General features: G+C 63.9%; 21 protein-coding genes. 16 read left to right on the top strand and 5 right to left on the bottom strand.

What is annotated here, in order from left to right; translation table 11 throughout:
* Positions 1 to 41: 41 nt before the first annotated feature.
* The 3 genes from AB5Y59_RS01535 to pspF form a co-directional block, all read right to left on the bottom strand.
* Positions 42 to 1,001: an ABC transporter permease subunit gene (locus AB5Y59_RS01535; protein ID WP_010674531.1), complete on the bottom strand. Its 960-nt coding sequence runs from the start codon at positions 999 to 1,001 to the stop codon at positions 42 to 44.
* A 61-nt stretch (positions 1,002 to 1,062) separates the two neighbouring features.
* Entirely contained in the window at positions 1,063 to 2,658 is a 1,596-nt protein-coding gene (sapA, locus tag AB5Y59_RS01530; RefSeq protein WP_010674532.1) for an ABC transporter substrate-binding protein SapA, read from the bottom strand.
* Between the two features lie 136 nt (positions 2,659 to 2,794).
* Positions 2,795 to 3,841 (bottom strand): phage shock protein operon transcriptional activator, encoded by a 1,047-nt coding sequence (pspF, locus tag AB5Y59_RS01525; RefSeq protein ID WP_368211346.1) that lies wholly within the window; start codon positions 3,839 to 3,841, stop codon positions 2,795 to 2,797.
* Between the two features lie 196 nt (positions 3,842 to 4,037).
* On the opposite strand from pspF, the gene pspA reads away from it, so the two are divergent.
* From pspA to hutW, 12 genes are all read left to right on the top strand, one after another.
* A complete protein-coding gene (gene pspA / locus AB5Y59_RS01520; protein WP_010674534.1) occupies positions 4,038 to 4,718 on the top strand; it encodes a phage shock protein PspA in 681 nt (226 codons plus the stop codon).
* Between the two features lie 3 nt (positions 4,719 to 4,721).
* On the top strand, positions 4,722 to 4,958 hold the full coding sequence (gene pspB / locus AB5Y59_RS01515; RefSeq protein WP_005300084.1) for an envelope stress response membrane protein PspB: 237 nt from the start codon (positions 4,722 to 4,724) through the stop codon (positions 4,956 to 4,958).
* Positions 4,955 to 5,359, top strand: a complete 405-nt coding sequence (pspC, locus tag AB5Y59_RS01510) for an envelope stress response membrane protein PspC (RefSeq protein WP_010674535.1) — start codon at positions 4,955 to 4,957, stop codon at positions 5,357 to 5,359. The genes pspB and pspC overlap by 4 nt, the downstream gene beginning before the upstream one ends.
* A 72-nt stretch (positions 5,360 to 5,431) precedes the next feature.
* Positions 5,432 to 6,838: a YcjX family protein gene (locus AB5Y59_RS01505; protein WP_045524752.1), complete on the top strand. Its 1,407-nt coding sequence runs from the start codon at positions 5,432 to 5,434 to the stop codon at positions 6,836 to 6,838.
* 49 nt (positions 6,839 to 6,887) lie between these two features.
* Entirely contained in the window at positions 6,888 to 7,931 is a 1,044-nt protein-coding gene (locus AB5Y59_RS01500) for a YcjF family protein (RefSeq protein WP_045524753.1), read from the top strand.
* A 166-nt stretch (positions 7,932 to 8,097) separates the two neighbouring features.
* Positions 8,098 to 8,892: a phenylalanine 4-monooxygenase gene (phhA, locus tag AB5Y59_RS01495; protein WP_288212291.1), complete on the top strand. Its 795-nt coding sequence runs from the start codon at positions 8,098 to 8,100 to the stop codon at positions 8,890 to 8,892.
* Between the two features lie 41 nt (positions 8,893 to 8,933).
* Positions 8,934 to 9,272, top strand: coding sequence for a 4a-hydroxytetrahydrobiopterin dehydratase (locus AB5Y59_RS01490; RefSeq protein WP_010674539.1), 339 nt, complete (start codon positions 8,934 to 8,936; stop codon positions 9,270 to 9,272).
* Between the two features lie 142 nt (positions 9,273 to 9,414).
* Positions 9,415 to 10,962 (top strand): transcriptional regulator TyrR, encoded by a 1,548-nt coding sequence (tyrR, locus tag AB5Y59_RS01485; protein WP_010674540.1) that lies wholly within the window; start codon positions 9,415 to 9,417, stop codon positions 10,960 to 10,962.
* A 222-nt stretch (positions 10,963 to 11,184) separates the two neighbouring features.
* Positions 11,185 to 11,703: a YfiR family protein gene (locus AB5Y59_RS01480; protein ID WP_368211345.1), complete on the top strand. Its 519-nt coding sequence runs from the start codon at positions 11,185 to 11,187 to the stop codon at positions 11,701 to 11,703.
* Positions 11,700 to 12,941, top strand: coding sequence for a diguanylate cyclase (locus AB5Y59_RS01475; RefSeq protein ID WP_202043745.1), 1,242 nt, complete (start codon positions 11,700 to 11,702; stop codon positions 12,939 to 12,941). The genes AB5Y59_RS01480 and AB5Y59_RS01475 overlap by 4 nt, the downstream gene beginning before the upstream one ends.
* 33 nt (positions 12,942 to 12,974) lie before the next feature.
* Positions 12,975 to 13,463: an OmpA family protein gene (locus AB5Y59_RS01470; RefSeq protein ID WP_010674543.1), complete on the top strand. Its 489-nt coding sequence runs from the start codon at positions 12,975 to 12,977 to the stop codon at positions 13,461 to 13,463.
* 275 nt (positions 13,464 to 13,738) lie between these two features.
* A complete protein-coding gene (gene hutW / locus AB5Y59_RS01465; protein ID WP_368211448.1) occupies positions 13,739 to 15,094 on the top strand; it encodes a heme anaerobic degradation radical SAM methyltransferase ChuW/HutW in 1,356 nt (451 codons plus the stop codon).
* Between the two features lie 56 nt (positions 15,095 to 15,150).
* Here hutW and xseA read toward each other — a convergent pair whose 3' ends face one another.
* Positions 15,151 to 16,515: an exodeoxyribonuclease VII large subunit gene (gene xseA, locus AB5Y59_RS01460; RefSeq protein WP_288212292.1), complete on the bottom strand. Its 1,365-nt coding sequence runs from the start codon at positions 16,513 to 16,515 to the stop codon at positions 15,151 to 15,153.
* Positions 16,516 to 16,621: 106 nt separating this feature from the next.
* Entirely contained in the window at positions 16,622 to 17,530 is a 909-nt protein-coding gene (locus tag AB5Y59_RS01455; RefSeq protein ID WP_139737731.1) for a DMT family transporter, read from the bottom strand.
* Between the two features lie 376 nt (positions 17,531 to 17,906).
* Here AB5Y59_RS01455 and AB5Y59_RS01450 point away from each other — a divergent pair, with 376 nt between their 5' ends.
* From AB5Y59_RS01450 to guaA, 4 genes are all read left to right on the top strand, one after another.
* Positions 17,907 to 21,113, top strand: a complete 3,207-nt coding sequence (locus AB5Y59_RS01450; protein ID WP_288212294.1) for an alpha-amylase family glycosyl hydrolase — start codon at positions 17,907 to 17,909, stop codon at positions 21,111 to 21,113.
* A gap of 802 nt (positions 21,114 to 21,915) precedes the next feature.
* Positions 21,916 to 22,551: a YitT family protein gene (locus tag AB5Y59_RS01445; RefSeq protein WP_010674548.1), complete on the top strand. Its 636-nt coding sequence runs from the start codon at positions 21,916 to 21,918 to the stop codon at positions 22,549 to 22,551.
* Between the two features lie 264 nt (positions 22,552 to 22,815).
* Positions 22,816 to 24,279 (top strand): IMP dehydrogenase, encoded by a 1,464-nt coding sequence (guaB, locus tag AB5Y59_RS01440; protein WP_010674549.1) that lies wholly within the window; start codon positions 22,816 to 22,818, stop codon positions 24,277 to 24,279.
* Between the two features lie 84 nt (positions 24,280 to 24,363).
* Positions 24,364 to 25,953 (top strand): glutamine-hydrolyzing GMP synthase, encoded by a 1,590-nt coding sequence (gene guaA, locus AB5Y59_RS01435; RefSeq protein ID WP_042863789.1) that lies wholly within the window; start codon positions 24,364 to 24,366, stop codon positions 25,951 to 25,953.
* Positions 25,954 to 26,225 lie beyond the last annotated feature (272 nt).

The following is a 26,225-nucleotide window of genomic DNA, read 5'->3' as shown; positions in this document are numbered from 1 at the left end:
CGGTGGCCCATGGGCCGCCGTGGTTCATCCACAGACCGCAATCAATCTTGTCTTGCATAGAGTTCTTTACGCCGTGCCGGATACATGATGGTGGTCAGCAGATCGGTGCTGACGCTGATGAAGATGACGAAGCTCGCCACCACCAGGAAGGCGCCGCGGATGGCGGCATAGTCCTGCAGCGCGATGCTGCTCACCAGCCAGCGGCCGATGCCGGGCCAGTCGAACACCACCTCGGTGATCATGGCGGAGGTGAGCACGCTGCCAAGTTGCAGCCCCAGCAGCGGCAACACCGGGGGCAGGGCGTTCTTGAGCCCGTGACGCCAGACGATCTGGCGGCGGGAGAGTCCGCGGCTGGCGGCGGCCTTGATGTAGTTCTGTTTCATCACGTCGATGAGGGAGCTGCGCACGTGGCGGATCACCTCGGTGGTGGGCACCACGGCCAGCACCAGGGAAGGCAGTACCAGATGGCGCAGGGCGTCGTGCAGGGCCGCTTCCCGCCAGGGCTCCTGGCTCATCAGCACATCGACGATGGCGATCCCGGTGATGGAGGGCACGTCGTAGAGCAGGCTGATCTGGCCAGATGAGGGGAGCCAGCCAAGATCCAGGGAGAAGAACATCACCATCAGCAGCCCCAGCCAGAAGACCGGGATGGCATAGCCGACGAGGCCGGCGGCCATGATGGAGAGGTCCGGGCTGCGCCCCTGATAGAGGGCCGCGAGGGTGCCCAGGGGGATACCCACCAGCAGCGAGATGGCGAAGGCGGCGAGGCAGAGGGTCAGGGTCGCCGGGAAGTAGTGACGGATCTCGTCGAGGACCGGCTGGCCGGAGACGCTGGAGAGCCCGAAATCCCCGGCGGCGATGCGCTGGAGGAAGTCAGGATAGCCGTGCCAGAAATCCAGCACCTGGGTGATGAGGCGAAACTCCAGGAGGTAGGCCCCCAGAGTCAGCACCAGGAGGGTGATCACCAGCAGGGTGATGCGGCGCAGGATATAGAAAAACATGCTTATGCCTCCTGGGGGCGGTGCGCCGATGGCCCGACGATGGAGTGGTTATCTGTCATGGTCACTCCCGATGGGCCTGGTTGAAGGTGGTGCCGCCAAAGGGCATCAGGGTCAGCCCCTGAATGTCGCTGCGACTCACCTGGGTTCTCAGGGCATGGGCCAGAGGAATGAGCGGCAACTGCTCGTTGAGCAGGGACTGGGCATAGTAATAGTTGCGCAGGCGGAAGGCGAGCTGCGGGGTGGTCACCGCATCGTCCAGCAGCTGATCAAACGCCGGGCTGCACCAGCGGCTGTAGTTGTTGCCCCGCTCGACGGCGGCGCAGCTCAGCAACTGGCGGAAGAAGTTGTCCGGATCCGCGTTGTCGGCGATCCAGCCCGAGAGCAGGCTGTCATATTGTCCATGGGCGAGCCGGGTTTCGATGACCGGCCAGGCCTGCTGCACTATCTTGAGGCTCACCCCAATCTTGGCGAAATCGCTGCGCATCAGTTGCGCCGTTTTGAGGCCGTCCGGGTTGTAGGGACGGGCGCCGGGTTGCACCAGCACCTGCATCTCGAAGCCGTTGGGGTAGCCCGCGTCCTTGAGCAACTGGCGAGCGAGCTTGAGATCCGGCTTGCGCTGGGGCAGGGAGGGGTTGTAGCCCCATGAGAGGGGCGGCAGCAGGCTGGCGGCACTCTGGCCGGTCTCGAAATAGACCGCCTGCAGCAGATTCTGCACATTGATGGCGCTGGCGAGGGCCTGGCGCACCTGCACCTTGTTGAACGGGGCCTTGCGGGTATTGAGGGCGAGGAAGGCGACGTTCATCCCCGACTGCACCGACAGATCCAGGTGGGAGTCCTTGTCTATCACCGACAGCTGGCTGGCAGAGGGAGTGCTCATCACGTCGCACTCACCGGTCAGCAGCTTGGCCAAGCGCTTGGAAGACTTGGGGGTGATGTCGTAGATGAGCTGCTCCATTCTGGCCTCGCCGCCCCAGTAGCCGGGGTGGCGCAGGTATCGCACGAACTCGTTGTGGCGATACTCCTTGAAGCTGAAGGGGCCGGTGCCGATGGGGCGGCTGTCCAGCAGCGCCGGGGTGCCGGCCTTTAGCATCTGCTCCCCGTACTCGGCGGAGAGCACGATGGCGTAGTCGCTGGCCAGGGTGGCGAGGAAGGAGGCATCGGGGCGGTTCAGCTCGAACACCACCTCATAGGGCCCCTTCTTGTAGACCCGCTTGATGAGGTTGCCGAGCCCCAGGCTGTAAAAATAGGGGTACTCGCCGCCGGAGACGGCGTGGAAGGGGTGGTGTTCGTCCAGCAGACGCTGCCAGGTGAACAGGACGTCGTCGGCATTGAAGTGACGGGTCGGACTGAACCAGGGGGTACGGTGGAAGGTCACTCCCTTGCGCAGGGTCAGGGTATAGGAGAGGCCGTCCTCGCTGCTTTGCCAGCGGGTGGCGAGCCCCCCTTCGATGCCGAGGGTGTTGGCATTGACCTCGAGCAGGCGATCGTAAATGGGACGGGCACTGGCATCCAGGGTCGCATCCGAATTGGCAAGCTGCGGGTTGAAGGTTCGGGGTGCCCCTTCGGCACAATAGATGAGCCCGGTTTTGGAGGCTTCATCGCGTTTCTGACAGCCGCTGACCAGGACCAGGAGACCAAGCAGCAGGGGGGTGAGCATTCTCATGTTGGAACCATGTTTTCAGACAGAGTTGCCCGCCAGGGGGCGGGCGCGTTGCGGGGGGCGGCCGGGCAGGCGCTCCCGTCGGGGGTGACGTGCGCCGCGTTATCCGCGCGCACAGACCCGGTGCCAGGCATCAGCCCGCCTCCTGGTTGCCACTGTTGTCATCCCCGTCCAGCAATTGATATTTGCGCAGCATCCCCCGGAACTGGTGATAGCTCAGGGCCAGCAACTGGGCTGCTTTGCGCTGATTATACTGGGATTGCTGCATCGCTTGCTTGAGTAAATTAATCTCGTACTCCGCCACCGCCCCTTTGAGATCCAGCGGCAGGGTCGGGGTCGGGGCCGTCTCTGCCGAGGTCGGCGCGTCGGAGGAAGGGGCGGCGTCACCTCGGGCATGGGGGCGCCAGGGGGAGTCAAAGGGATTGAGCACCAGATCCGCCAGCGGCAACTGGGGGTTGCCCTGGCGATAGAGACTGCGCTCCACCACGTTCTTGAGCTCCCGCACGTTGCCCGGCCAGGGGTAATCTTGCAGCAGCTGGGTCGCCTTGCGCGAGAAGCCGGCAAAGAGCGGATACCCCAGCTCCCGGGTCATGCCGTGGGCGAAGTGCTCCGCCAGCATCAGGATGTCCTCGCGCCGCTCCCGCAGGGGGGGCAGGGTGATGACGTCGAAGGCGAGCCGGTCCAGCAGGTCGTGACGAAACCGTCCTTTCTCTGCCAGTGCAGGCAGATCCTCGTTGGTGGCGCACACCAGCCGCACATCCACCTTGAGGGGCTTGGCACCGCCCACCCGTTCGAACTCCCCGTACTCGATGACCCGCAGCAGTTTTTCCTGCACCCGGGCGCTGGTGGTGGCCAGTTCGTCGAGGAACAGGGTGCCGCCGTCGGCCCGCTCGAAGCGCCCCTGATGACGCTTGGCGGCGCCAGTGAAAGAGCCCGCCTCGTGGCCGAACAGCTCGGTCTCCAGCAGGCTCTCGCTCAAGGTGGCGCAGTTGATGGTGACAAAGCTTTGATCCCAGCGATCCGAGAGATAATGTAGGCGGTGGGCGATGAGCTCCTTGCCGGTCCCACGCTCGCCGATGATGAGCACGGGCTTGCGCAGCGGCGCGAGGCGCGATGCCTGCTCGATGATTTCTAGAAATGCGTTGGATTCACCCAACAGACTTTCCGTGGCCGTGGTCATCCCTGCCCCTGTGAGTTGAAAAATCTGGTTAATCTTACCAAAAGTTGGTTATTTTAATCATCACTTGTTTCCCCGGGACTTGAACTGCATTCTGAGTGCCCATATAAATCAACAAGTTAAATATTGTTCCAGATTGGCACACAAGTTGCCATTGTCAATGGAGACACAACCCGATGCCTATCACAGGAGTACAATCATGAGCATTTTTTCTCGCCTGGCCGACATCATCAATTCCAATCTGACGGCCCTGCTCGACAAGGCGGAAGATCCCCAGAAGATGGTGCGTCTGATCATCCAGGAGATGGAAGATGAACTGGTGAAGGAGCGCTCCAATCTGGCCCGCTTCCTCGCGAATCAAAAAGAGATCGGCCGTCAGGTGAGCCGCCATCAGGAGCGGGTCGCCGAGTGGCAGGGCAAGGCCGAGCTGGCCCTGACCAAGGGGCGCGAAGATCTGGCCCGGGCTGCCCTCATCGAGAAGAGCAAGCAGGCGGAGCTTGCCGACGCCCTGTCTCGTGAACAGCAGGCGGTGGACAGCGGCATCGAGAAGCTGGGGGAGGAGATCCGTCAGCTGGAAGCCAAGCTGGAAGACGCCCGTGCCCGCCAGAAGGCGATGGCCATTCGCAGCGAAGCCGCCAGCAGCCGTCTCAACGTGCAAAGCCAGGTGGCCCGTGGCGACAGCCAGGCCGTGGTGAGCAAGTTCGAGCGCATGGAGCGCCGCATCGACGAGATGGAAGCCCGCGCCGATCTGGGGCAGTCCGACAAGGCGCTCGCCCAGCAGTTTGCCGAGCTGGAAGCGGACGACCAGATCAGCCGCGAGCTGGAAGCCATGCGCCAGAAGCTGGGCCAGCACAATCCGGCACCGAAACAGGGAGAGTAACAGATGGAAGATCTGCTGGGTGTATTGATGGTTCCCATGGTGGTCTTCATGGTGGTGGTGGCCCCCATCTGGCTGGTGCTGCACTACCGCGCCAAGGGACGCATTGGCGCCGGCCTTGCCGATGGTGAGCGTGAACAGCTGCAGGGCTTGCTGGTGCGTGCCGAGAAGATGCAGGAACGGGTCGGCGCCCTGGAGTCGATTCTGGATGCCGAGGTTCCTGGTTGGAGAAACAAGGTATGAACAGTGTCAGTCGTGAAGGGCGCAACTTGTACCGGGATCCCCAGCGGGGCAAGATTGCCGGGGTCTGTGCCGGTCTGGCAGAGTACTTCGGGGTGGAGACCTGGATCGTGCGGCTGCTGGCCATCAGTGGTCTCATCTTTGCCGGTTTCATCACCTTCACCGCCTATATTGCCGCCTGGTTCTTGCTCGACAAGAAGCCGGTCACCCTCTACTCCCAGGAAGATGCCGAGTTCGCCGAGGTGCGGATGAAGGCGCGCAGCTGGCAGGCAGGCGTCACACCTCATCAGGCCCTTGCCCGCATCGGCCAGGAGCTGGATGCACTGGAGCCCAGGGTGCAGCGCATCGAGAAGCTGGTGACCTCCAAGGAGTTCACCCTGCAACGGGAGTTCAGCAAGCTCTAATCGTGCCGGGCCGCGAGGATACTGCCTCGCGGCCGTCTCTCTGATGTGATCACAAGGAGAAGAAGACCCGCCTTGATACGCAACAAACTCGAACACTCCTGGTCTGTGCTCCAGCACAAGGCCGTTGACGCGGTGAACCGGGCCCGGGATCGCCACATCCGGCTGGCGGTCACCGGCCTCTCTCGCAGTGGCAAGACCGCCTTTATCACGGCGCTGGTCAATCAACTGGAGCACGCGGCCATCGATGGTCGTCTGCCGCTCTGGGACGCCCAGCGCCAGGGACGCATCCTCGGTGCTCGCCGAGTGCCCCAGCAAAACGCCCACATTCCCACCTTTCCCTACGAACGGGGCCTCGATGCCCTGTTTGGCGATCCGCCCGCCTGGCCCGCGCCGACCCGGGGGGTGGCCGAGGTACGCCTCGAGATCCGCTATCGCACCCGCCATCCGCTGCGTCGGCACCTGGGGGAGATCTCCACCCTCTATGTGGATCTGGTGGATTATCCCGGGGAGTGGCTGCTGGATTTGCCGCTGCTGGATCTGAACTACGAGCAGTGGAGCGAGCAGGTGCGGGAGCAACTGTGCCGCCCCGAGCTGCAAGCCCTGGCGGCAGGCTGGCTGACGCCGCTCTGGCAGGCAGATCAAGCCTTCGAGGAGCGTGCCGCCAGCGAACTGGCCGCCCGCTACACCGAATATCTGCACGCCTGCAAGCAGGCGCTCGGGCTTCACCTCATCCAGCCCGGGCGTTTCGTGTTGCCCGGCGAGTATGCCGGTGCGCCGCTGTTGCAATTCGTGCCCTGGGTGTGGGAGATGCCCACGCACACCCCCGAAGACGGCACTCTCTACGCCACCTTCAAGCAGCGCTTCGAGCAGTACAAGCAGCATCTGGTACAGGGCTTCTATGAGCAGCACTTTGCAGGCTTTGATCGCCAGATCGTGCTGGTGGACTGCCTGGCGCCCCTCAATGCCGGTGCCGCGAGCTTTGGTGACATGCAGCAGGCCATCGCCCGCATCATGGAAAGCTTCGCCTACGGCAAGAGCAACTGGTGGCGCCGTCTGTTCGCCCCGCGCATCGACAAGCTGCTGTTTGTGGCGAGCAAGGCCGATCACGTCACGCCGGAGCAGCACGGGCCTCTGGTGTCGCTCCTGCAGCACCTAGTGAGCCGTGGCCGGGGTCAGGCCCGCTTTGAGGGGATAGAGACCGAATGCCTGGCGCTGGCCGCCATCAAGGCCACGGAGGTGGGCAAGGGGGTGGCAGACGGACGGGAATTTCCCGCCATTCGTGGCACTACCCTCTCGGGCGAGCCCTTGCTGCTCTTCCCGGGGGAGGTGCCTGCCCAGATCCCGCCTGCGCAGTGGTGGAAAACTCAAGGGTTTGATTTTCAGGCCTTTCGCCCGCTGCCCATGAGCGCCCATCAGGCGCTCCCCCATATCCGGCTCGATGCGGCGCTGGAATTCCTGCTCGGGGATCACCTCGAATAACGGGTGGGTGGCCCGCTGTGCTCGAGGGGCGCCCACAGGAGAGAATGCGATGAACGATCAGACAAGATGGCGCACCGATGACGCCGCTCCCCTGCAAGGCAAGGTGACGCTGGAGCCCGCGCCCTCGGTGGCAAGCGAAGCGCAGCCACCGGCCCCGGCCCGGCGGCTGGAAGAGGAGAGCTTCGAGCCTCTGGACGCGCTGGACGAGCTCACCGAGGTGGAACCCGCGCTTCACGTCAGGCCTCGGCGCCGTCATCGTCTGCTGGCCTGGGGGCTGGGCGGGGTGGGGCTGCTGTCGCTTGGCCAGTTTGGCGCTTTTCTGGTGGATCAGTTTGCCGCCTCCCCCTTCTGGGGCGGGGCCTGGCTGCTCGCCTCCGGCCTGGTGGCGGTGGGCACCGCCGGGGTGGCGGGGCGCGAATGGCTGCGGCTGCGCACCTTGAAGCGGCGCCAGGATGTGCGCTCAAGAGCCGAGGATCTGCTGGCCCATCAGGGGGTCGGTCAGGGGCAGGCCTTCTGCGAGGCCCTGGCCGAGAAGAGCGGTGACAAGGGGCGGGAAGGGTATCGCACCTGGTTATCCCAGCTTGACGAGAGCCACAGCGATCGGGAAGTGCTGACCCTCTACAGCCAGCTGGTGCTCACCGAGCGGGACAAGCTGGCCCAGGCCCGCGTCGCCAAATGGTCGGGGGAGGCCGCCGTGCTGGTGGCCCTGAGCCCGCTCGCCACCGTCGACATGATGCTGATGCTCTGGCGCAACCTGCGGATGATCGAGGACATCGCCGATGTCTACGCCATCGAGCTCGGCTACTGGAGCCGCATCCGCCTCATTCGTCAGGTGTTTCGCAACATGCTCTATGCGGGGGCCACCGAGCTGGTGACCGAGGTAGGGATGGATCTGCTGGGCGCCGAGCTGACCGCCAAGCTCTCCGCCCGCGCCGCCCAAGGGGTCGGGGCCGGGTTGCTCACCGCGCGCCTCGGGATGCGTACCATGGAAGCCTGTCGTCCGCTCCCCTGGTGTGCCGACGAGAAGCCGAAACTGGGCGAGCTGCGCAAGCGGCTGATCGGCCAGTTGGCGGGTTATCTCAACAAGTCGTGAGGTGGCTGGCACCCGACATGGATGTCACAAATTATTTACAATTGTCAAAAGCAGCCGACCCCGGGGTCGGCTGCTTTTTTGAGGGGCAAACCGTTACAGTGATCCCATGACTCAACGGCCAGTGACCGCCCGGATGGCGGCTGGCACCCGAAGGATGGGAGCATTCATGGCAAGTCTCTACACGGCCCGCCAACCGGATGGGCAGGGCAGGATCCACTACACGGACGAGGAGCACGGCACCTGGCGGATCCTGATTGCACGCCAGCTTGCGGCGCTCGATGGCAAGGCCTGCGACGAATACCAGGCCGGGTTGGCACGCCTCGACCTGCCTCTGGACCGCATCCCCCAGCTGGGCGAGATCAACGCCGCCCTGATGCCCGCCACCGGCTGGTCGGTGGCGGCGGTGCCGGCCCTCATCTCCTTTGATCACTTCTTCGCGCTGCTCGCTGATCGCCGTTTTCCCGTCGCCACCTTCATTCGCCGCCGGGACGAGCTCGACTACCTGCAAGAGCCCGACATCTTCCACGAGATCTTCGGCCACTGCGCCATGCTGACCAACCCGGCCTTTGCCCACTTCACCCACCTGTATGGTCGGCTCGGACTCCAGGCGAGCAAGGAGGAGCGGGTCTATCTGGCGAGGCTCTACTGGTTCACGGTGGAGTTCGGTCTCCTGCAGGGGGGGGAGGGGCTGCGCATCTACGGCGGCGGCATTCTCTCCTCCATCGGCGAGACCGCTTATGCCCTCTCGGGCAAGCCTGAGCTGCAACCCTTCGATCTGCTGGAGATCCTGCGTACCCCCTATCGCATCGACATCATGCAGCCGACCTATTTCGTGCTGCCTCGTCTCGATACCCTCTATGGTCTGGAGGGGCCGGGGATCATGGCGGCCGTGGCCGAGGCCCGTCGTCTTGGCCTGCGTCCACCCCGCTTTGCCCCCGTTGCCGGCAAGCAGGCGAGCTGACCCGAATTCATTCCCACGATGTTTCATGAAAGGAGTCCCGAATGACTGAACTGGCGAGTCAAAGATGCGAGGCGTGCCGCGCCGATGCCCCCAGGGTGAGCGATCAGGAGCTGGGGGAGCTGATGCACCTCATCCCCGACTGGCAGCCCCTGGTGGTCAACGGCGAGCTGCAACTGCGTCGTGAATTTGTGTTTCGCAACTTCAAGGAGGGGCTGGCGTTCACCAACCGCCTCGGGGAACTGGCGGAGGCGGAGTTCCATCATCCGGCGATCTTGCTCGAATGGGGCAAGGTGACCGTGAGCTGGTGGACCCACAAGATAGGCGGCTTGCATCGCAACGACTTCATCATGGCAGCCCGCACCGACGGGCTGATGAAGTAACCGCCGCCTGGCGCCAACGCAGACAGGGCCTGCCCGGTGAAAGCGGGGCAGGCCCGCATTTTTGTGGGGGAGCGCTCGCACTGGCGGGATCGAGTCTGTATTATCCCGTTATTCAGAATGTTAGCTAGGAAGTGTGTGCCGAATGCGTCTTGAAGTCAGCTGTGAAGACCGTCTGGGCCTGACCCGGGAATTGCTCGACCGACTGGTGGAGCACAACATCGATCTGCGCGGCATCGAAATCGATACCTCAGGCATCATCTATCTCAATTTCCCCGAGCTGGAGTTCCGTGACTTTCAGCATCTGATGCCGGAAATTCGCCGCATTCCCGGCGTCTATGACGTCAAGACCATCCCCTACATGCCCTCCGAGCGGGAGCACCACGAGATAGAGGCCCTGCTCAAGGCGCTGCCGGACCTGGTCTTCTCCCTCGACAGCAAGGGGCGGGTGACCCAGGCCAACCAGGCCGCCCTCACCACCCTGGCGTTGCCACCGGACGAGGTGCGCGGCGTGGCGATCGCCTCCCTGGTCAAGGGCTTCTCGTTTGGCCGCTGGCTGGAGTCGGGGGAGATCAAGCCCCAGACCTGCAAGCTGAGCCTCGGTGGCGAAGAGTACCTGGGCGATCTGATGCCGCTGTTCGTGGCCGAAGAGAAGGGCAAGCAGGCTCTGGCCGGCGCCGTGGTGGTGCTCAAATCCGCCCGCCGGGTCGGCATGCACTTCAGTGCCCTGCACGCGGTGGAAGTGGGGGGCTTTGAGCACCTCCAGGCCGAGAGCCAGAAGATGAAAGAGGTGCTGGCCCAGGCTGCCAAGCTCGCGATGCAGGACGCCCCCTTGCTCATCGTGGGAGAGACCGGCACCGGCAAAGAATTGCTGGCCCGGGCCTGCCACGGCGCCAGCCTGCGCTCCAGCCACCCCTTCATGGCGCTCAACTGCGCGGCCATGCCGGACAACGTGGCCGAGAGCGAGCTGTTCGGCTATGCCCCCGGCGCCTTTGGCAACAACACCGAGGGCAAGCGCGGGGTGCTGGAGCTGGCCAGCGGCGGCACCCTGATGCTGGACGAGATCGGCGACATGTCCCCCCATCTGCAGACCAAGTTCCTGCGGGTGCTGCAAGATGGCGTGTTTCGCCGGGTCGGTGACGAGCAGGAAGTGAGGGTCAACGTGCGCTTCATCTGCACCACCCAGAAGCAGTTGCTGGATCTGGTCCATGAAGGGAAGTTTCGCGAAGATCTCTACTACCGCCTCAATGTGCTTAGCCTCAATCTGCCGCCGCTGCGCGAGCGCAAGGCGGACATCATGGCCCTGGCCCAGCAGTTCGTGTCGCGCTTTGCGAGCGAACTGCAGCGCCCGCGTCCGCGCTTTACCCGCAACATGGCCGAGTACCTCACCGCCTACCGCTGGCCCGGCAACGTGCGCCAGTTGCGCAACTGCCTCTATCGGGCCATGACCCTGCTGGAAGGGGACGAGATCGGACCCGAGCACGTGGACTTGCCGGTGGCGGCCGATGCCATGCCGCTCATCGACGAGTGGTTCGAAGGGGGGCTTGACGAGGCGGTGAAGCGTTTCGAGAGCCGCCTGCTGGAGCGGCTCTACCCGGCGTTCCCCTCTACCCGCCAACTGGCCAAGCGGCTCGGTGTCTCCCATACCGCCATCGCCAACAAGCTGCGCGAATATGGGATTGGCAAGAAGTAGTGTCGATGGACGGTGTCTGCCTGGGGCATTGAGCGCCTTGCAAGCATGGCTGCGACATCCGGTGACGCAACCGTGCCACTTGCCTCTGGGGGCTGGCCACCCGGCTGGTAAGCTCGGTGCGGTGCCATGCAGGCACTCTCATCATGGGCGTCGGGTTACCCCGGCGCCGACCTGGACACTCTCGCGGGCACCATGCAGATGTTTTGTTACCTCCGGTTACTGATGTGGCTGGCGCCACTGTGCTGCATGCTGATGCTGGCAAACCAGGCCATGGCGGCGACCTCCGCCGAGGCGCGCAGCGACATGGTGCGCCAGACCGTGCTCGATATCCTCAGTTACACCCGCTGGCCCAGCGAGCCCGCCAGACTTCGGCTCTGCATCACGGCGCCCACGGAATATGCGTCATCCCTTCTGACCATCGAACGGCAGGCCAATGGCCGACCGGTGGAGGTCCATCGCTACGACATGGACGATGAGGCGCTGATCCAGCGCTGCGATGTCATCTATCTGGGGGTGCTGGCACCGGCACAGCGCCTCTCCCTGTTCGAGCGCCTGCGCGGTCACGCCATCCTCAGCATCAGTGAGCAGAGCCGCGAATGCATCGCCGATGCGGTCTTCTGTCTGCAGGCCGGGGAGGAGAGGGTGCGTTTTCGGGTCAATCTGGATGCGCTGGCCCGCAGCGGCGTGCGAGTGCACCCGGCCGTGCTCAAGCTCGCGCGAGCCGATGAGGAGGAGCGATGACGGTCCATCACGCCACTCCCCGGCTTACCCTGCGACAGAGTCTGGGGCGCACCCACATGATGATCTCCCTGACTGCCGTCTGCATGGCCGGGCTGTTTCTGACCGTCACGGCGCTGCTGGCGCTGCGCCTTTATGCGGATCACAACCTCAAGCTGGTGGCGCGGGCCATCAGCTACACCACTGAGGCGGCCGTGGTCTTCCATGACAAGGAGGCGGCACTGGATGCCCTGGAGACCATCACCTCCCGGGAAGACATAGCCAGCGCCAGCATAGTACTGCCGGACGGCCAGGTGCTGGCGAGCTGGCGCCGGGACATCACTACCCCCTGGACCACCCTGGAGCAGCACCTGGCCCGCCTGATCCTGCCGGGGCCCGTGGCGCTCCCCATGGTGCGCGAGCACAAGGAGATAGCCAGGGTGCATCTGGTCGGTCACGGCCAGTACCTGCTGCGATTCCTGTTGCAGACCTTGCTGGCTACCCTGGTGTGCCTGCTCATCAGTATTCTCGGGGCACTCCATGTGGCGCGCCGGATGCAGCGCTCCATCACGGCACCCCTCAAGGCCCTGACCGAGGTGGCTTACAACGTCAGCCGCCAGCGGGCCCTCAAGGAGCGGGTGCCGGCGGCCAATATCGCCGAGCTGCACGAGCTGGGTGAGGATTTCAATTCGCTGCTCGATGAGCTGGAAGCCTGGCAGGCCCACCAGAAGCGGGAGAACGCCAGCCTGCTGCATCAGGCAACCCATGATCCCCTGACTGGTCTGCCCAACCGCGCTCTGTTCGAGGCTCGCATGGAGCAGGCCATCCTGGCAGGCAACAAGGGGCATGAAGGTTTTGCCCTGCTCTATCTGGATTGCGATCGTTTCAAGCAGATCAATGACAACCTGGGCCACGGCATCGGCGACGAAGTGCTGATCGCAGTGGCGCGGCGGGTGCAGCATCAGCTCAGGCCCCTGGATCTGGTCTGCCGGCTGGGGGGAGATGAGTTCGTCATCCTCCTGACCCCGATCCAGGGGGAGGACGAGGTACGCGAGGTGATAGGGCGAGTGCAGCAGGCCATGAACACCCCCGTGGTATTGAGTGACGGTCGCCATCTCGGGGTGGGGATCAGCATCGGCTCTGCCCGCTATCCTGAGCAGGGGAAGACGGCGGATGCCCTGCTGCAATGGGCAGACGACGCCATGTATCAAGCCAAACGACAACGCAGGGAGGAGAGAGAAACACGAAAAACGAGCACGTGAAGTTGAACCGGAAATAGTGAAAGGATGATAAGAATGCGCATGTTGAACCCGATCAAAGCGGGCCTGGTGGCACTGTTGCTGAGTGTGCTGGCGGCGTGCCAGAGCCCTCCCCAGGGGCTCACGGCGGAGCAGATCGCCGCCTTGAAGGAGCAGGGATTTCACCTGACCGACGAGGGATGGACCCTGGATATCTCCAACAAGGTGCTGTTCGCCAACAATGTGGGGGCCCTCAACCCCGAGACCCGCCAGGTGGTGGAGAAACTCGGCAAGGCCCTGATTGAGGTAGGACTGAACCGGGCCCGGGTGGACGGTCATACCGACTCCAACGGTGATGAGGCCTACAACCAGCAACTCTCCCTCAAGCGGGCACGGTCGGTGGCCGATGTCCTGGTGTCGGTGGGTATGCCCCAGGGGAACCTGGATATCCGCGGCCGCGGAGAAGAGGCGCCCATCGCCGACAACGCGACCGCTGCCGGGCGAGCGGAAAATCGCCGGGTTGCCATCATCATCGGCAATGGCTGACCCCCGTCAGCTGGTATCGGCGCGGCGCTCCCGTCAGGAGCCTTGAATCAACCGCCTGATCCTGTGTGTGCCACCACTCTCCAGTGGGAGAGTGGCTCTCTTCCCTTGTTGTTTCACGCTTTTCTTGCCTGACGCGCGCTGCCCTGATGGGGACAGAGTGACGGCTCAATCCTTCCCGGCTTGATCCAGCACAAATACCTGCAACTGATATTCGTTATCATTTGTGTTATTTACGCAGGGTAACCCCAGTGACGACTCTCCAGCTTTCTTCGACCATGACGGGGCTTTGCACCCCGGATCCCCTCAAATTCGCCTTCACCGCCAAGACGTCGGCCCATGCCAGCCGGGGAGGGGCCGCCCCCCTGATGCTGGACGATGCCGGCTGGCAAGCCTGGTGGCAGCAGGAGAGCGAGGCCAAGGCCCGAGCGCTCTATATCCATATCCCGTTTTGCCGCAAGCGCTGCAGTTTTTGCAACTTCTTCGAAAACGGCGCCAATCCGGCGCGCATGAGCCGCTACATGGAGGCACTCTGCGGGTCGCTGCACCAGGCAGCCGAGACGCCGCTCGTCCAGAGCCGGCCTTTCTCGGCGGTCTATGTGGGGGGCGGCACGCCAACCGACATGGCGGCGGGCGATCTCGCCCGCCTGGCCAGCGCCATCCGCCGTTTTCCCCTGACCGTGGATGCGGAGCTGACCCTGGAGGGGCGGCTCAACGGCTTTGATGACGAGAAGTGGCAGACGGCCCTGGCGGGCGGTTTCAACCGCTTCTCGTTCGGCGTGCAGAGTTTTGATACCCGCGTGCGCCAGCAGGCGGCCCGCTTCGATGACAGGGAGACCTTGCTGTCCCGGCTGGCGGCGCTGACCCGCCACAACGAGGCGGTGATCGTGGCGGATCTCATCTTCGGTCTGCCGGGGCAGGATGAGGCCGTGTGGCGCCAGGATATCGCGGATGTGATGGCGAGCGGGGTGCACGGGGTGGATCTCTATCAACTCATCTCCATGGCGGGCACCAACCTGGCGCGCGCCGACGAGAAAGGCTCCCTGGGCTGGGCCGCCGATGGCCAGCAGCGGGCAGTCATGTATGCCGACGGGGCACGGACGCTGGAGGCGGGGGGCTGGGAGCGGCTCTCCTGCAGCCACTGGCGGCGCATCGATGCCGAGCAGAGCCGCTACAACCAGATGGCCAAGTGGGGCGCCGAGATCCTGCCCTTCGGCGCAGGGGCGGGGGGCAACATTCACGGCCACGGCCTCATGTATGGCCGGGATCTGGCGCCCTGGCATGAGGCGCAGGCGAAGGGCGTGCGTGCTCCCGGCATGGTGATGAGGCCCAATCCCGATGCCCGTCTCGACGGGCTGCTGCGAGGGGGGCTCGATACCGGATGGCTGGCGTTGTCGCAATTGCCACAGGGGCTGGTCTCCCACCTGATGCCGCTCTTTGAGGCCTGGCTGCGACACGGGCTGGCACGGCTTTCGGCCGAGCGTCTCGCCCTCACCCTGGCGGGGCGTTTCTGGAACGTGAATTTGCAGGCCGGGTTGTTCGAGTATCTGAGGTGCAATCCACCGGGGGGGAGCAAGGAGGGCGCGAAACCATCCGGCCACCCGGGCAAGATGGCCGATCATGCCCTGGTATAACGGGCTATCGGAGCACAGAAAGGAGGCGGGGGACTGGTGCGGGCCCCCGCTTTTTGTCAGCGGTTGTCGACCTCGTCCACCCGTACCCGCAGCAATCCCTCTGCGAGGGTGGTGATCAGGGTCTGGCCTGCATTGACCTGGGATGCGCGGCGGATCACCTCCCCGGAGGGGGTGCGCACGATGGCGTAACCGCGCCCCAGGGTGGCCAGCGGGCTGATGCCGTCGAGGCGGGCTCCCAGCATGGCGAGGCGGTGGCGGGCGAGATCCTGGCGTTTTGCGATGAGGGCATGGAGGCGCTCCTCGGCAAGCTGGTGACGACGTTTGCCGATGGCCAGCCGCTTTTCGGGGCTTCTGGCCTGCAGGCGCATGACGAGGCCCGCGAGGCGCCGCTCCCCCTGGTGCAGGCGATCACGCAGGTGCTGCTGCAAGCGGCGGTCGAGCTCGTCGAGGCGCTGGGACTGCTGCTCCAGCCGTCGCTTGGGATCCTGATGATCGAGCCGCTTCTGCAGCAGGACGAAGCCATGGCGGGCGGCGACCTGGTGGCGACTCATGGCCTGGGTGAGCCGCTGGCGCAGGTGCACGAGGCGCTGGGCGCGGGTGCGCCTGTCCGGCGCCACCAACTCGGCGGCGGCAGAGGGGGTGGGGGCACGAAGGTCGGCGGCAAAGTCGCTGATGGTGACGTCCACCTCGTGTCCTACGGCACTCACCACGGGGATGGCGGAGCCTGCGATGGCCCGTGCCACCGCCTCTTCGTTGAAGCACCAGAGATCTTCAAGGGAGCCGCCGCCGCGTCCGACGATGAGCACATCCACCTCGGCGCGGCGGTTGGCAAGCATGATGGCCGAGACGATCTGGGCGGTGGCGGCGCTCCCCTGCACCTGGGTCGGGTAGATGAAAACGGGCAAGTCCGGGGCGCGGCGTTCAAGCACCGTCAGCATGTCGTGCAGGGCGGCGCCGGTGGCGGAGGTGACCAGCCCGACGGCGCGGGGTTCCCGGGGCAAGGGGCGCTTGCGCCCTTCGTCAAAGAGCCCTTCGGCCCCGAGGCGGCGCTTGAGCTCCTCGAAGCGCAGGGCCAGCATGCCATCCCCGGCGGGCTGCATGGACTCGATGATGAGCTGGTAGTCGCCCCGGGGTTCATAGAGGGAGACTCGCGCCTGCACCAGCACCTGCATGCCATCCTGGGGACGGAACGGCACCCGGCGGTTGTTGCCCTTGAACATGGCGCAGCGCACCTGGGCCGACATGTCCTTGAGGGAGAAATACCAGTGGCCGGAACTTGGCATCGCGAGGTTCGAGAGCTCGCCGGTGAGCCACACCAGCCCCAGATCCTGCTCCAGGATCATGCGCACGGCGCTGTTGAGACGGGTGACGGTGAAGATCTGCTGTTGTCTGCTCTGACTGGCGGGTTCGAGGTGATTCAAGGCTGGCCCTGCTGTGGTGTCCGCCGGGGCGGGAGAAACGATGGGGGTCATCTTACCCCAGTTGCGCCCATCTGCCGAGCCATGGGTCCGGCAGATGACGCGGAGCCTAGGCTTGTGCCTTGGCCGGCTTGACGGCTTTGGCGGGGCTGGTCACCAGCCAGACCGCGAGGCAGACCACGGCGCCGCCGAACACGAAGCCGCCGGTGAGGGTTTCCCCCAGCACCAGATAGCCCCACAGGATGCCGAAGGGCGGAATGAGGAAGGTGACAGTGAGACTTCGCAGGGGGCCGATGTCGGCGATCAGCCTGAAATAGAGCAGATAGGCGAAGGCGGTGCAGAGGAAGCCGACCGCCAGCACGCTGGCCCAGACCCCAGGCTGGGCCCAGTCGACGGCGGGGCCGGTCGCCAGGGTGTAGCCGAAGAAGGGAAGCAGGAAGAGGACGGCCCCTATCTGGCTGCCAAAGGCCACCAGTTTGGCGTCCAGGCCTCCCCGCTCGGTGACCCAGCGCCTCGTCAGGAAGCCGGCGCAGCCATAGCAGGCGGTGGCGATGAGGCAGGCCAGCACCCCGATGGCCAGTTGGCCGCTCAGGTCGACCTCCCCGGTGGTGGTGATGAGCCCGATGCCCACCAGCCCCAGCATGACCCCGGCCCACTTTCGCAAGGTCAGCGTCTCGTGAAAGAAGGAGAAGCCGATGAGGGCGCCCATCAGGGGCGTGGTGGCGTTGAGGATGGCGGAATACCCTGCGGGCAGCCAGAGGGCCGCCACGGCATACATCAGGAAGGGGACGCCGGAGTTGATGATGCCAAGCACCATGATGGATTTGAGCTTGCCCTGAAACTGCATGGGGGTGCGCAGCAGCAGGAGCATGGCGGCGAGCCCGACGAGGGCGAAGAAGACCCGCAGGAAGGTGGTGTTGACCGAGCCGAACGCCGGCGCCGCGATGCGCATGAACAAGAAGCTGGCACCCCAGATGGCTGCCAGCGCGAGCAATCTCCCGTAATCCGATGGTCTCATCGTTTCTCCCTGAATGAACCGCCCTGTTGCCCGAGATGGCAAGGGGGATTGCATCATGGGGGCAAGTGTCCCCGATGGCAACGGCGCCGTGCAGGAGGCAGGGGCTGACCCTGTGCCCGAGGTGGTCGCGGAGGGCGGCCATCTTGCTCTCCCCGATGAGGGCGCCCCTCACTTCTGCGCCAGGAAATGAAAGCGCTATCAATCACATACAGCCCATGATGAGGTCGACAGTGGTCACATTTTGCGCGTGTTGGCCATGAATTGGCCATGGGGGACTCTAGACTGGTCGGGCTCATCTGAAGGCGGGACGTTGCGGATGGGGGAATGCCGGGACACACCGGCATCACACACAAACAATGAAAATAAAGGACTATCAATGGCTAGATGGATACTCGCGGCCGGATTGTTGGGAACCCTGATCACGGCGCCGAGCACGGCGGCGGAGTGGTTCTTCCGGGGCACCGCGAATGGATGGGCGGCGACCGCCATGACGTCGACGGACGGCGTCAATTTTGATACCTGCCAGCGCTTCGTGAGCGGGGATGCCAGCGGCGGCCCGCGCTTCAAGATAGACAGGTACGGCAACTGGCAGCAGAGCTACCCGGCGGCCGACTACGGGGTCAATGCCAACACGGCGTACCAGATCCGCATCAACGCGAGCACCCAGGCGGTGAGCGCGACGGCGGTGGCCAGTTGCGAGGCCTCGGGGTTTGCCAGCACCTTGCCGCAGCTCAACGTGCGCGGCACCTTCAACGGCTGGGCCAGCCTCCCCATGACCCTGGTAGGGGATCATCTGTGGCAGGTGGACGCCTACCTGGATGGCAAGGCGAGCCAGCGCCTCAAGTTTGATCAGGCTGGCGACTGGGCCGTCAACTTTGGCGACAGCAACGGCGACGGCGTGCTGGAGAAAAGTGGCGGCGACATCTTCTGGAGCGCCGTGGGCACGGTGCGCATCCAGGTCAACGACCAGACCCTGGCCTACAGCATCACCCCTCTTGGGGATGACAACCAGCCGCCGCTCGCGGTCATCACCCCGGGGGGGACGGTGAACGTGACCCAGGGGGCGTCGCTCACCTTGAGCGGCAGCGACTCCACGGATCCCGACGGCCAGATCGCGAGCTATCTGTGGAGCAGCGGCGAGACCACGGAGAGCATCGTTGTCAACACCACCCAGACCGGCACCTTCACCTATGGCCTCACGGTCACCGACGATCAGGGCGCCAAGGGCAGCAGCAGCGTGAGCGTGGTGGTCGGGGCAGGACAGAGCAGCGACAGCTGGTACTTCCGGGGCACGGCCAACAACTGGGGGCTCACCCCCATGACCAGCGAGGATGGCACCACCTTCTGCACCGAGCAGGCCTTTGGCAGCAACAACCCCCGCTTCAAGATTGACCACAAGGGGGACTGGACCGAGGCGTATCCGGCCCAGGATTACCTGGTCAGCGCCAACACCAGTTATCGCATCTGCTTTGACAGCTTGCGCAAGGCCATCGAGGTGGAGACGCTGGCCGGGGCCGATCTGCAGGCCCCCACGGTGACGGCCACCCCGTCCCCGGGGAGTTATGTGGACAGTCAGTCCATCACCTTGGGAGTGAGCGACGATCAGGACAGCGCCCCCGCCGTGCATTTCACGACGGACGGCAGCCAGCCCACCACGGCATCGGCCCGCTATGCAGGTCAGCCCCTGGTGGCGAGTGACAAGGGGAGTGGCACCGATCTGGTGATCCGCACCCTTGCCATCGACGCCAGCGGTAATCAGCGCGAGCAGCGCTTCGAGTACCGCATCGGCGAGCAGGGGGTGGCGAGCGGCGATTTTCGTGCCGAGAGCATCTACTTCCTGCTGACTGCCCGCTTCTATGATGGCGATGCCAGCAACAACTACTACAACCGGGATCGCTACAAGGCGGGGGATCCCCAGTGGCGTGGCGACTTCAAGGGTTTGATCGCCAAGCTCGACTACATCAAGGATCTCGGCTTCACCGCCATCTGGGTGACGCCGCCGGTGGAGAACCGCTCCGGCCTCGACTACCACGGCTACCATGCCTACGACTTCTACCGGGTCGATCCCCGTCTGGAGTCGCCGGGGGCGGGTTACCGGGAGTTCATCCAGGCGGCTCACGCCAAGGGGCTCAAGGTGATCCAGGACGTGGTGCTCAACCACTCAAGCCAGTACGGCCTGCGCGGCAAGACCTGGATCGATCGCCTGCCCGTCAAGTACTACGTGCCGGCGGGGTCGAGCCAGGGGCTCATCAACAATGGCCCCTATCAGGGCAACCTAGGGGATTACGCCAGCGCGAACCGCTGTGACGACGACAACCCGGCGGCTCCCGACTGGTACAAGGCCCGCTGCCAGTCCGATCCGGCGGGCACCCAGCCCCTGGTAGATCCCAAGACCGGCGCCACCGTGCCGAGCGCAGGCTACAACCCCAACCGCTTCTTCGGCATCGACGCCCAGACCCTGGATCCCGCCTGGTATCACCTGGACGGTTTCATGTCCGGTGGTGACTGGGAGAGCCCGCTCGCCCTGCAGCGCAAGCACATGGCGGGGGACTGCATCGACTTGGCCACCGGTAACCAGAACGTCAAGGACTACCTCAACGGCGCCATTCGTCAGTACCTCGACATGGGGGTGGATGCGATTCGCATCGATACCTTGAAACACATCGAGCGGGACGAACTGCTGACCTATGTCCATGACTGGCAGGCCCACAAGCCGGGGCTGTTCGTCTTTGGCGAAAACCTGGTCAAGGGCACCGGCTGGGGCTCTGAGCTGGCCAACGACAATGCCTCGGCGGTGATCCGCCCCTGGTGGTACACCCGCACCACGCCGAACCCGGCCGATCCCCGTGCAGGGGGCGATTCGGGTCTCTCGGTGCTGGACTTCTCGCTGTTCTCCACCTTCCGTGACAACGTCACCCGGGGGAACTTTGGCGGGGTAGGGGGAATCTTCGCCATGGACTGGGTCTATGGGGATGCCACCAAGCTCATCACCTTCTTCCAGAACCATGACGTGGGGCCGGACAACGACTTCAAGTACCGCTACGGCGGGGAAGAGGGGAATGCGGCCATGACCTACAACCTGCTCTGGACGGCGCGGGGGATCCCGACCCTCTACTACGGGGAGGAGGTGATGTTCCAGGCGGGCAAGCCCCAGGACATCGACGGGGCCACCATGACGGTGGATCAGACCGGTCGTGCCTACTACGGGGAGGTGCTGGACAACCCCGCCACCCCGAGCCACCCGCTCTATCAGCACATCAAGCGCCTGAACCAGATCCGCAAGGCGGTGCCCGCCCTGCAAAAAGCGCCCATGAGCCAGGTGAACGAGTGGGGGAGCGGCATCAGCTTCGTGCGTGATCTGAGCGCCCAAGGGAGCTACGCTGCCGTGGGCCTTGCGGCCAACTCGGCCCAGCAGATAAACCTGAGTGGCCTGAAGAACGGCACCTACACGGACGCGGTAACCGGTGCGAGCCAGAGCGTCAGCAACGGCAGCCTGAGCTTTGCAGTGCCCGCCTATTCGGCGCGGGTCTGGGTACTGAACGGCCCGGGCAAGGTGGGCGCTGACGGCAAATACCTCAAGTAAGGAAGCCCTGTCACAGGGTGCAGCGAGTCGGCCTTCGGGCCGACTTTTTTATTCTGCCTTCTGCCTTCTGCCTATGCCTGAATGGATGCCCCATCCTGATGGGACTCTGGCTGCGGAGGGGCTGGTGGATGGGCAGACCTGTGGCCTCGCGACCAGCACGCTCATGGGAAGGGGGCTAGAGGGAAGGGAAGTGGTGCATCCGCCGCCCGAGTCACTCCATGCTCTGCATATTGCAGTGCTCATGGCAGTGAGCAAAGCGGTGCCCATGTCGCCTTTGCGCCGCGGTGCAAGGCAAACTGTGCCACTCGGTTGATCTATATTGGTGCAATTGCACTTTATTGGTGCGCTCCATCCACATCCGCCCCTGGAGCCCGCCCCGAAGAAACACGCCGTATGGCCCTCGGGCTTCCCCCATGACAGGCATCATCCATGCTGAAAAGCGGCATCCTATCGACATGATCTGCCGAAAAACCGGGCTGTGAAGGGGATACCACGAGGCCTTTCTCGGTGACTCGGGTGAACATGCTGCGCCACCGTGATGACCGATCACTGAAGTGGTGCATTCAATCTACACATTGCGTATTTATCAGAATTTAAATCCGATTATTTATGGTATCGCGGACTCTTGTTTTGATTGGCGCTCTTTTTGCTGTGCCTTGTCATCCCCACGATGGCGACATAAGGGGGCGGGGGACGCAAGATTGGGGGGGACGGCAAGGTGAACGGGCCGCCGCCATCAGCCCCAATGCGGCCTGGTTGTCGGGCAACGGATGCCACCATCAAATCGGATCTAAGGAGTCATATGGAAGGTGAAATGACCATGCAGCCAGCGGCCGCGGGCAGGGGGCTGGCCCATACCCTCAAGGACGATGTCTACGGCATGGTGCTCGGGGTCATGTTTATCGCCGTGGGGCTCAATCTGCTCAAGTGTTCCGGCATGATCACCGGTGGCATCGCGGGCATCGCCCTGCTGATCGCCCATGTCAGCACCCTGCCCATCGGCGTGCTCTTCTTCCTGGTGAACCTGCCCTTCATGGTGTTCTGCTACGTCACCATGGGGCGCGCCTTCACCCTCAAGACGCTGATCGTCAACGTCGCCCTCTCGGCGGCCACCCAGGCGGTGCCGCTGCTGCTGACGGTGAGCTATGTCCATCCCCTGTTTGCCGCCCTGGTGGGGGGAACCTTCCTCGGCATGGGGGTCTTGTCTCTGGCGCGCCACAATGCCTCCGTGGGGGGCACCGGCGTGGTGACGCTCTGGCTGCAACGGCGCACCGGCATCAATGCAGGAAAGAGTCAGATGGTGCTGGATGTGCTGGTGTTTGCGCTCTCTCTGCTCACCCTGCCGCTTCCCCTGCTGCTCTGGTCAACCCTGAGTGCGCTGGCCATGAACGCCATGCTGATGAACTGGCACAAGCCGGGCCGCTATCAGGGGAACTGACCGCCGGTCTGGCTGACCGTTGCGAGGGGAAAAAGGCCGTTCCGGGAGACTGGCGGCAGAAAGTGGCTCAACGGCAAAAAAGATCATCTTGTCGGGAAAAACGGCATGGTTACGGCTGAATTTATTGGTTTTTTGCCCTGTTGGTGGCGTTAAATCGGGCTACGCCATAAAAAATTCAAAAAACTTCTTTACCACTGCCCAATGCATGAGTAAAATTTGTCGGCAATATTTTACACCCCCACTCCTCAACGGTGAGATATTGCCATGCTCAGGATTGCCAAAGAAGCGCTGACCTTCGACGATGTACTGTTGGTTCCAGCCCACTCCACTGTTCTCCCCAATACCGCCGACCTGCGTACCAAGCTCACGTCTGCGATCACGCTGAATATTCCGATGATCTCCGCTGCCATGGACACAGTGACCGAAGCCCGTCTGGCTATCGCACTGGCCCAGGAAGGCGGCATCGGCTTCATTCACAAGAACATGTCCATCGAGCAGCAGGCTGCCGAAGTGCGCAAGGTCAAGAAGTACGAGAGCGGCGTGGTCAGCGACCCCGTTACCGTGCGCCCTGACATGACCATCGCCCAGATCAAGGAGCTGAGCCACAAGAACGGTTTCGCCGGTTACCCCGTGGTGACTGACGGCAACCAGCTGGTGGGCATCATCACCGGCCGTGACGTGCGCTTCGTCATCGATCTCTCCCAGACCGTCGAACAGATCATGACCCAGAAAGATCGTCTGGTGACCGTGCGTGAAGGGGCCCCTCGTGAAGAGGTGGTGGCCCTGATGCAAAAACACCGCATCGAGAAGGTGCTGGTGGTCAACGGCGACTTCAAGCTCAAGGGCATGATCACTGTGAAGGACTTCCAGAAAGCCGAGCGCAAGCCCAACGCCTGTAAAGACGAGCGTGGCCGTCTGCGGGTCGGTGCCGCCGTCGGTGCCGGTGCCGGCAACGAAGAGCGCGTCGCCGCCCTGGTGGAAGCCGGTGTGGACGTGCTGCTGATTGACTCCTCCCACGGCCACTCCCAGGGCGTGCTGGATCGCATCAAGGCGACCCGTGAAGCCTATCCTGACCTGCAAATCATCGGCGGCAACGTCGCCACCGCCGCTGGCGCCAAGGCGCTGGTGGAAGCGGGTGTCAACGCCGTCAAGGTCGGTATCGGCCCGGGCTCCATCTGTACTACCCGTATCGTGACCGGCGTGGGCGTGCCCCAGATCACCGCCATCTCCGACGCCGTCGACGCCCTGGAAGGCACCGGCGTGCCGGTGATTGCCGATGGCGGCATCCGCTTCTCCGGCGACGTGGCCAAGGCCATCGCCGCGGGCGCAAGCTGCGTCATGGTGGGCTCCATGTTTGCCGGTACCGAAGAGGCGCCGGGCGAGATCGAGCTCTATCAGGGCCGCTCCTTCAAGTCCTACCGCGGCATGGGCTCTCTGGGTGCCATGTCCAAGGGCTCCAGCGACCGTTACTTCCAGACCGACAACGCCGCCGACAAGCTGGTGCCGGAAGGGATCGAAGGGCGCGTGCCGTACAAGGGCCGCCTCAAAGAGATCATCCACCAGCAGATGGGCGGCCTGCGCTCCTCCATGGGTCTGACCGGCAGCGCGACCATCGACGACATGCGCACCAAGGCCGAGTTCGTGCGCATCTCGGGCGCCGGGATGAAAGAGTCCCACGTTCACGACGTGACCATTACCAAAGAAGCCCCCAACTACCGGATGGGCTGATGAAACGGGGCTCTGCGCCCCGTTTTTCCACCCTTTTTTTATCCCGTGCTTTTTGTGACAACATCAGCCTGATGCAGGAATAAAATGACTAAAGACATTCACGCCCACCGTATCCTTATCCTGGATTTCGGTTCCCAGTACACCCAGCTCATCGCCCGTCGCGTCCGTGAAATCGGCGTCTACTGCGAGCTGTGGGCCTGGGACGTAACCGAAGAGCAGATCCGCGAGTTCAACCCGAGCGGCATCATCCTCTCCGGCGGCCCGGAATCCGTGACCGAGGCGGGCAGCCCGCGCGCCCCCGAGTACGTGTTCAACGCCGGTGTGCCGGTGTTCGGTATCTGCTACGGCATGCAGACCATGTCCGAGCAGCTCGGCGGCAAGGTGCAGTCCTCCAACCTGCGTGAATTCGGCTATGCCCAGGTCGAAGTGCTGGGCCAGTCCGGCAAGACCAGCGCTCTCTTGCGCAACATCGAAGACGCCATTGCCGACAACGGCAATGCCCTGCTGGATGTCTGGATGAGCCACGGCGACAAGGTCACCGAGATCCCGGCCGGCTTCACCACCATCGCCCAGACCGCGACCTGCCCCCATGCCGCCATGGCCGACGAAGCCAAGCGCTTCTACGGCGTGCAGTTCCACCCGGAAGTAACCCACACCCGTCAGGGTGCCCGCATGCTGGAGCACTTCGTCAAGGACATCTGCGGCTGCGAGTGCCTCTGGACCCCGGCCACCATCATCGACGACGCCGTTGCCCGCATCCGCGAGCAGGTGGGTGACGACGAAGTGATCCTGGGCCTCTCCGGCGGCGTGGACTCCTCCGTGGTCGCCATGCTGGTGCACCGCGCCATCGGCGATCGCCTCACCTGCGTCTTCGTCGACAACGGCCTGCTGCGTCTGAATGAAGGCCAGCAGGTGATGGACATGTTCGGCGATCACTTCGGCCTGAACATCATCAAGGTCGATGCCGAAGAGCGCTTCCTCTCCGCCCTCGCGGGGATCGACGAGCCGGAAGCCAAGCGCAAGACCATCGGCCGCGTCTTCGTGGACGTGTTCGACGACGAGTCCAAGAAGCTCAAGAACGCCAAGTGGCTGGCCCAGGGCACCATCTACCCGGATGTCATCGAATCCGCTGCCAGCAAGACCGGCAAGGCCCACGTCATCAAGTCTCACCACAACGTCGGCGGCCTGCCGGAAGAGATGAAGATGGGTCTGGTGGAGCCGCTGCGCGAGCTGTTCAAGGACGAAGTGCGCCGCGTCGGCCTCGAACTCGGCCTGCCCTACGACATGCTCTACCGTCACCCCTTCCCGGGTCCGGGCCTGGGCGTGCGCGTGCTTGGCGAAGTGAAGAAAGAGTACTGCGACCTGCTGCGCAAGGCTGACGCCATCTTCATCGAAGAGCTGCGCAAGGCCGACCTCTACAACCAGGTCAGCCAGGCGTTCGCCGTCTTCCTGCCGGTGCGCTCCGTCGGCGTGATGGGCGATGGCCGCAAGTACGACTGGGTCATTGCGCTGCGCGCCGTCGAGACCATCGACTTCATGACCGCCCACTGGGCCCACCTGCCGTACGACTTCCTCGGCCACGTGTCGAATCGCATCATCAACGAGATCAACGGCATCTCCCGCGTGGTGTACGACGTCTCCGGCAAGCCGCCCGCAACCATCGAATGGGAATAAGCGGTTAACGCCTCTCCCTGCGATCACGCGAAACTGTCAAAAAGGCGCCCTTGAGGCGCCTTTTCTTTTTCCAATCGTTTGCGAGAAAATTTTGCTCCTGGCGAAGGGGATAGAGGCCCTGTTGCCAATGTTGTCGTGGTGAGTGCCTGGGTTGAGCGACAGAACGCCATCCATCGCGTCTACATAGGGCCGCAGGCTGTGGTTTCTCCGGGCAGGGGAGGGGGAGCATACCCTGTTCGTCAGGAACGATACGTGCAATGGAGCCGGATACC

The organism is Aeromonas sp. s10 (genome assembly GCF_040907975.1).
GTDB classification, from domain to species: Bacteria; Pseudomonadota; Gammaproteobacteria; order Enterobacterales; family Aeromonadaceae; genus Aeromonas; species Aeromonas caviae.
Note: the sequence above shows the minus strand (reverse complement) of the source record. Positions and strands in the feature narration are given on the sequence as shown.

What these genes read in the sequence shown, in the direction of transcription:
- AB5Y59_RS01535 (WP_010674531.1), bottom strand. Translation starts at nt 1,001, where the DNA reads ATGTTTTTCTATATCCTGCGCCGCATCACCCTGCTGGTGATCACCCTC.
- sapA (WP_010674532.1), bottom strand. Translation starts at nt 2,658, where the DNA reads ATGCTCACCCCCCTGCTGCTTGGTCTCCTGGTCCTGGTCAGCGGCTGT.
- pspF (WP_368211346.1), bottom strand. Translation starts at nt 3,841, where the DNA reads ATGACCACGGCCACGGAAAGTCTGTTGGGTGAATCCAACGCATTTCTA.
- pspA (WP_010674534.1), top strand. Translation starts at nt 4,038, where the DNA reads ATGAGCATTTTTTCTCGCCTGGCCGACATCATCAATTCCAATCTGACG.
- pspB (WP_005300084.1), top strand. Translation starts at nt 4,722, where the DNA reads ATGGAAGATCTGCTGGGTGTATTGATGGTTCCCATGGTGGTCTTCATG.
- pspC (WP_010674535.1), top strand. Translation starts at nt 4,955, where the DNA reads ATGAACAGTGTCAGTCGTGAAGGGCGCAACTTGTACCGGGATCCCCAG.
- AB5Y59_RS01500 (WP_045524753.1), top strand. Translation starts at nt 6,888, where the DNA reads ATGAACGATCAGACAAGATGGCGCACCGATGACGCCGCTCCCCTGCAA.
- phhA (WP_288212291.1), top strand. Translation starts at nt 8,098, where the DNA reads ATGGCAAGTCTCTACACGGCCCGCCAACCGGATGGGCAGGGCAGGATC.
- AB5Y59_RS01490 (WP_010674539.1), top strand. Translation starts at nt 8,934, where the DNA reads ATGACTGAACTGGCGAGTCAAAGATGCGAGGCGTGCCGCGCCGATGCC.
- tyrR (WP_010674540.1), top strand. Translation starts at nt 9,415, where the DNA reads ATGCGTCTTGAAGTCAGCTGTGAAGACCGTCTGGGCCTGACCCGGGAA.
- AB5Y59_RS01480 (WP_368211345.1), top strand. Translation starts at nt 11,185, where the DNA reads ATGTGGCTGGCGCCACTGTGCTGCATGCTGATGCTGGCAAACCAGGCC.
- AB5Y59_RS01475 (WP_202043745.1), top strand. Translation starts at nt 11,700, where the DNA reads ATGACGGTCCATCACGCCACTCCCCGGCTTACCCTGCGACAGAGTCTG.
- AB5Y59_RS01470 (WP_010674543.1), top strand. Translation starts at nt 12,975, where the DNA reads ATGCGCATGTTGAACCCGATCAAAGCGGGCCTGGTGGCACTGTTGCTG.
- hutW (WP_368211448.1), top strand. Translation starts at nt 13,739, where the DNA reads ATGACGGGGCTTTGCACCCCGGATCCCCTCAAATTCGCCTTCACCGCC.
- AB5Y59_RS01455 (WP_139737731.1), bottom strand. Translation starts at nt 17,530, where the DNA reads ATGAGACCATCGGATTACGGGAGATTGCTCGCGCTGGCAGCCATCTGG.
- AB5Y59_RS01450 (WP_288212294.1), top strand. Translation starts at nt 17,907, where the DNA reads ATGGCTAGATGGATACTCGCGGCCGGATTGTTGGGAACCCTGATCACG.
- AB5Y59_RS01445 (WP_010674548.1), top strand. Translation starts at nt 21,916, where the DNA reads ATGGAAGGTGAAATGACCATGCAGCCAGCGGCCGCGGGCAGGGGGCTG.
- guaB (WP_010674549.1), top strand. Translation starts at nt 22,816, where the DNA reads ATGCTCAGGATTGCCAAAGAAGCGCTGACCTTCGACGATGTACTGTTG.
- guaA (WP_042863789.1), top strand. Translation starts at nt 24,364, where the DNA reads ATGACTAAAGACATTCACGCCCACCGTATCCTTATCCTGGATTTCGGT.